Raw genomic sequence first — 386 nt, forward strand, 5'->3', positions numbered from 1 at the left:
GCTGCTGGCGTGGTTTAATGAAGGCGATACCCGTGCCTATAAAATCCGCTTCCCGAACGGCACGGTCGATGTGTTCCGTGGCTGGGTCAGCAGTATCGGTAAGGCGGTGACGGCGAAGGAAGTGATCACCCGCACGGTGAAAGTCACCAATGTGGGACGTCCGTCGATGGCAGAAGATCGCAGCACGGTAACAGCGGCAACCGGCATGACCGTGACGCCTGCCAGCACCTCGGTGGTGAAAGGGCAGAGCACCACGCTGACCGTGGCCTTCCAGCCGGAGGGCGTAACCGACAAGAGCTTTCGTGCGGTGTCTGCGGATAAAACAAAAGCCACCGTGTCGGTCAGTGGTATGACCATCACCGTGAACGGCGTTGCTGCAGGCAAGG

General features: G+C 59.8%; 1 protein-coding gene. It reads left to right on the plus strand.

Annotation, left to right across the window (positions count from 1 at the left end; genetic code table 11):
- Positions 1-386: phage tail protein (locus DF185_RS23365; protein WP_133250161.1), on the plus strand; the 386-nt coding region annotated here is incomplete at both ends.

It is taken from the genome of Marinifilum breve (genome assembly GCF_003202155.1).
GTDB lineage: Bacteria > Bacteroidota > Bacteroidia > Bacteroidales > Marinifilaceae > Marinifilum > Marinifilum breve.